At 58.9% G+C, this 4,199-nt stretch carries 4 protein-coding genes; all 4 read right to left on the bottom strand.

The annotated features are described in order from the left end of the window. Positions 1-295: 295 nt before the first annotated feature. The gene (locus NW843_RS03595; protein WP_414522137.1) at positions 296-775 is read right to left on the bottom strand and encodes a gamma-glutamyl-gamma-aminobutyrate hydrolase family protein; all 480 of its coding nucleotides are present in this window, start codon (positions 773-775) and stop codon (positions 296-298) included. Positions 776-942: 167 nt separating this feature from the next. Next, positions 943-2,007, bottom strand: coding sequence for an ABC transporter permease (locus NW843_RS03600; protein WP_414522138.1), 1,065 nt, complete (start codon positions 2,005-2,007; stop codon positions 943-945). Positions 2,008-2,050: 43 nt separating this feature from the next. Further along, positions 2,051-3,829 carry an ArnT family glycosyltransferase gene (locus NW843_RS03605; RefSeq protein WP_414522139.1) on the bottom strand — a complete coding sequence of 593 codons (1,779 nt, stop codon included), beginning with the start codon at positions 3,827-3,829 and terminating at the stop codon, positions 2,051-2,053. Between the two features lie 100 nt (positions 3,830-3,929). Beyond that, a complete protein-coding gene (locus NW843_RS03610) occupies positions 3,930-4,145 on the bottom strand; it encodes a hypothetical protein (protein ID WP_414419322.1) in 216 nt (71 codons plus the stop codon). Positions 4,146-4,199 lie beyond the last annotated feature (54 nt).

The following is a 4,199-nucleotide window of genomic DNA, read 5'->3' on the forward strand; positions in this document are numbered from 1 at the left end:
GTTGGCAGACTCGAAAGTAAACAGAAAGATCAACTGGTAGTAATACTGAACATATTATACATTATTTTCAGTATAGTTGAGCCTATTATTGACTAGAGTCATGCTCTCAGAAGAATTGAACTGGCAAAAAAAGTTAAAGCACTTGCGAAAACTACCCTGCCCACCCTTTTTTTCATATCCTTCAAGTCCCCCCTTGCCGACTAGGGCAGCACCGCCTAGAGCCTAGCATGGGGCAGCTTTCTGCTGGCTACTGGGGTGTTGAGCTGCCGCAGAGGGATCCCGCCCTGGCAAAGCCTCAGCCTAACGAGCGTATTTGAGTACCAAGACATCTTTCATGCCCGCAAGGACTCCGTCCCGCTGACGCGAAAGGACTCCGTCCCGCTACCGCGAACAGCTTGCCGCCACTGACCACATTTAACAATTGCATCCCCCGGCAAATGCCTAAAACAGGGATCCCCTGGGCCAGCACGGCCTGAGCCAAGGCCACCTCAAATCGATCCCGCTCCGCGTTCACATAGCGCACCTGGGGATGTTGCGGATCTTCTCCGTAGGTGCTGGGGCAGAGGTCGCCGCCACCGGTCAACACCAGGCCATCCACCCAAGACAGCAAAACCTGGGGCTCGCTTTCGCCTGGGGGAAAAAGAACAGGGATCCCTCCGGCAGCACGAATGGCATCCACATAGCGGCCTGGCGCTACAAAGTCTCCCTCGTCATTGCGGTTGCGGGTGGTAACGCCGATGAGCGGTCGATTTGAAAAAGGGGATGTCCGATTCATCCTTCTACGATAACCTTATTTCCCGATGTTGATGGTGCTATGCCTACGGCAGAGGAACCGCACCACTGTCCTGAGCAGAAAAATCCAAAGTTTTCCCCCACGATAGGAGTTAAATCTCGTTGTTGCGCAACGCTAACGCAAAGGGATCCCAGAAATCGCCGAAGCCATTAACCTTTCCCAAGGAAGTAGCGGCGGCTGATCCCTTGGGCCAGCAAGACGAACAACACCAGGGATCCCTGAATCACACCGGCCAAAGAAGACTCCAATTGCAAAGAGAGAGGCAGTTGCAAGCTGCCGATGTTAAGACTGCTGAAGAAAAAGGCAATCGGCAAAATCAGCAGGGGGTTAAAGCCTGCCAGCATCACCACCAACAAGGCCAGAAAGCCCAAATTGCTGGAGATATTGGGGATGAGGCGATGGAACAGAGCCAACACCTGCAAGGCGCCCGCCAGCCCTGCTAAGCCCCCACAGCAGGCAAATGCCATGAGCAACCTGCGGGTAGCCGGGATCCCCAACCGGAAAGCAGCTACAGGGTTTTTCCCCACCGCCCGCAACTGCAGGCCGAAGCGAGTGTTGCCCATCACCAGCACCGTCAGGGCCAAAGCCAACAGGGCCAGCAGCAACGCCACCGGACTGGCCTCTGACCGCCCCCAGGTGGGCAACCACAGACGGGGATCCAACACTTCCGTCCCGCTCATGGAAGCCACCCCCGGCCTTTTCCAAGGGCCGAAGATCAGGTAGAGCACCCAACCTTGGGCAACAAAATTCAGCCCCAGCCCAGCGAAGATCTCGTTGACCCGCCCCCACACATTCAGGATCCCAGCCAACAGGCCCCAGCCCGCCCCGCCCAGGATCCCGGCCAAAAGCGCCAAGGTAATGGCCAGTGGCGGCGGCAACCATCCCGCTTCCAGACGCACCAGAAACGTGGCCGCAATTGCCCCGACCACCATTTGCCCTTCGATGCCCAAGTTGTAGAGACCGGCAACAAACGTAAACACCAGCCCACAGCAGCAGAGGACAAGGGGAGCCAGCGTTGCCAAAACCCGGCCAAACTGAGCTTCAGTGCCGAAGGCCCCCTGCCACATGCTGGCCGCCACCTGGAGAGGTGAAGCCCCCGCCAGCAGGATCACCCCCGCCACAAATAGCAGCGCTGCCAGCCAAGCCAATCCCTGGATTACCCAGGTACGCTCTAGAGACACCCACGACCGGCCCGATTCCGCTATTCCCGCCATGCTTTAACACTTCCTAGGATTCTTAAACTTAAGATTTTTAAACTCAAAGAGGCTCCCCGCTGCCCTGCTCCAAGAGGGGATCCAAACGGCGCACCAGTTGCCAGCCCTCCACCGCCGCTAGAGGTTGTAACCCCAAATCCCGGATCTCCACCTGTTCTGCCTGCACCGGAGAAACCCAAAGGTAGTCTCCATATTCCCCTCGTTGCAGAGCCTGATCATCCACCCATCTCCCCGGATTAGGGGTATAAAAAGCGATGGCCTGGGCCTGACAGACATCCGGCAAGCCGCTGCGGCCAATATCCACCACCGTCTCCCCAGCCTCTGTCGAGGACTCCGTCCGAATAGCGCGAACGGACGGGGGCAGCATTTGGTTCCAATCCATTTGGGCAAAAGCAGGGCTGAAGTTGCCGAAATCAGGCCGCAAGACGATGGTGATCATAGCGAGGATCCCGGCCAACAAGAGGATTCCCACCCACAGCTCGCCGGCGCAGCGCAACACCCGCCGCCAACTCCAGATCCCCGGCAGCAAGAGGTACAAAAGACCCATCGCCACCAGCGGCCAAGCGTGGGATTGCAGAAGCTCCAGACCGTCTACGCCCAGCCGGACGGCCACCCCCAAACCCAACAGCAGCAGCCCCACCGCTGCCAGTCCCCAAGAGAGCACCTGGGCCAGACGGGGCTTTAAGTGCAAGGACTCCGTCCCGCTAACGCGATCCGCACCGCTGACGCGACCCCGCATAGCCAACGCTTGATCCAAGGCTACCCCGGCCAAGAGAGCCAGCCAAGGGTAAAGCTGCACGGTGTAGTAGGGGGTTTTGGTGGGATAAAGCTGCAACAACAACAACAGCAGCAGGGGGAAAGACCAGATCAGCAGCGTGGATCCCGGCTGCTGGCGCACCAGGAGAAAGCCACCCACCAAAGCCAAAACCGTCCACGGGAAGCCATGAACGGGAATGTGCCAAAAGTAGTACCAGCCGGTGGCATCCGCATGGAAGGGCTCTTGCCCCAGATCCCACACCTTCCCCACCAGGGTGGTCAGCACCTGTGGGCCATACACCTGCATGGCTGGACCTAGCCAGAGGCCGAACATCCCCAAGCCCAGCCCAAGCGCCAGCCAAAATGGGGCGGATCCCATCCAGCGGCGCCGTTGCTGCACGAGATAGGGGATCAAAGCCGCCCCCGGCAGCAGGATCATGGCACTTTTCATCAGCAGGCCCAGCCCGAAGGCCACTCCGGTCAGCCAAAACCAAACCCTGTGGCCGCGGATACCGTTGACCAGCCCCAGGATCCCCAGCAGCTCCAGAAAGGTCAAGGGCACATCCTGCCCCACCAGCCGCCCCTGCTGCACCCAGAGGTAGCACAAGGGCAAAATTGCCATCCCCAAAAGGACCGCCCGCATTGGCAAAAAAGGTCGCCCAATCCAGCCCACCAGGGGAATGGAGAGCAAAGCAGCGAGGATCCCTGGCAGCCGCGCTGCCCACTCGTTTACCCCGTACAGGGCAAAACTGAGGGCCACGCTCCAGGTGAGCAGAGGGGGTTTCTCGAAAAAAGGCTCCCCCAAAAAAGTGGGCCCCAGCCAATGCCCTCCCCGCAGCAGCTCGCGGGCCATTTGGGCATAAAAGCTCTCGTCGCAGCCAGCCAAACTGGGATCCGCCCCCGAAAGCACAAACAGAGGCACTGCCAGGCCCATGACTAGTAGGCTTAGGCCCCAAAAGGGCACTAGGTGCGGGTCGCGGCGAAACTGAACGAAGGAGCTGGATCCCGGCAGGGATCTGCGGCTAGGAGAACTGCCCAGACGGTTGGGGTTGCCGAAAGGACGCATGGGACTCCGTCCCGCTAACGCGATGGGACAAGTCAGCAAGGGGCGGCTCTAACCAGACTAGACAAGGACTCCGTCCCGCTTACGCGAGCGGCAGAATTTTTTAGGGAAGCTCCAGAGATCCAGAGGAGCTTTTCAGCTTATCTGCCGGCAAGGTTAAGCCCTGAAACCAGCTAAAAAACTGCTCGGCATAGGGCCAAAGAGCGGGCTCCAAGTAGTAGAAGTTCTCCCCCCGGTCGGTAAACTCCCAAAACTCTGCAGCCGTAGAGAGCAGCTCTTGGTGGATGCTCTGCAGGCGCGCCAGGGGCTCGTGCTGCATATCCTGATAGAAAGGACTCCGTCCCGCTTACGCGAAAGGACTCCGTCCCGCTTA

Source organism: Synechococcus sp. R5-12 (genome assembly GCF_047502655.1).
In the GTDB taxonomy this organism is placed as follows: domain Bacteria; phylum Cyanobacteriota; class Cyanobacteriia; order Thermostichales; family Thermostichaceae; genus Thermostichus.

What these genes read in the sequence shown, in the direction of transcription:
- NW843_RS03595 (WP_414522137.1), bottom strand. Translation starts at nt 775, where the DNA reads ATGAATCGGACATCCCCTTTTTCAAATCGACCGCTCATCGGCGTTACC.
- NW843_RS03600 (WP_414522138.1), bottom strand. Translation starts at nt 2,007, where the DNA reads ATGGCGGGAATAGCGGAATCGGGCCGGTCGTGGGTGTCTCTAGAGCGT.
- NW843_RS03605 (WP_414522139.1), bottom strand. Translation starts at nt 3,829, where the DNA reads ATGCGTCCTTTCGGCAACCCCAACCGTCTGGGCAGTTCTCCTAGCCGC.
- NW843_RS03610 (WP_414419322.1), bottom strand. Translation starts at nt 4,145, where the DNA reads ATGCAGCACGAGCCCCTGGCGCGCCTGCAGAGCATCCACCAAGAGCTG.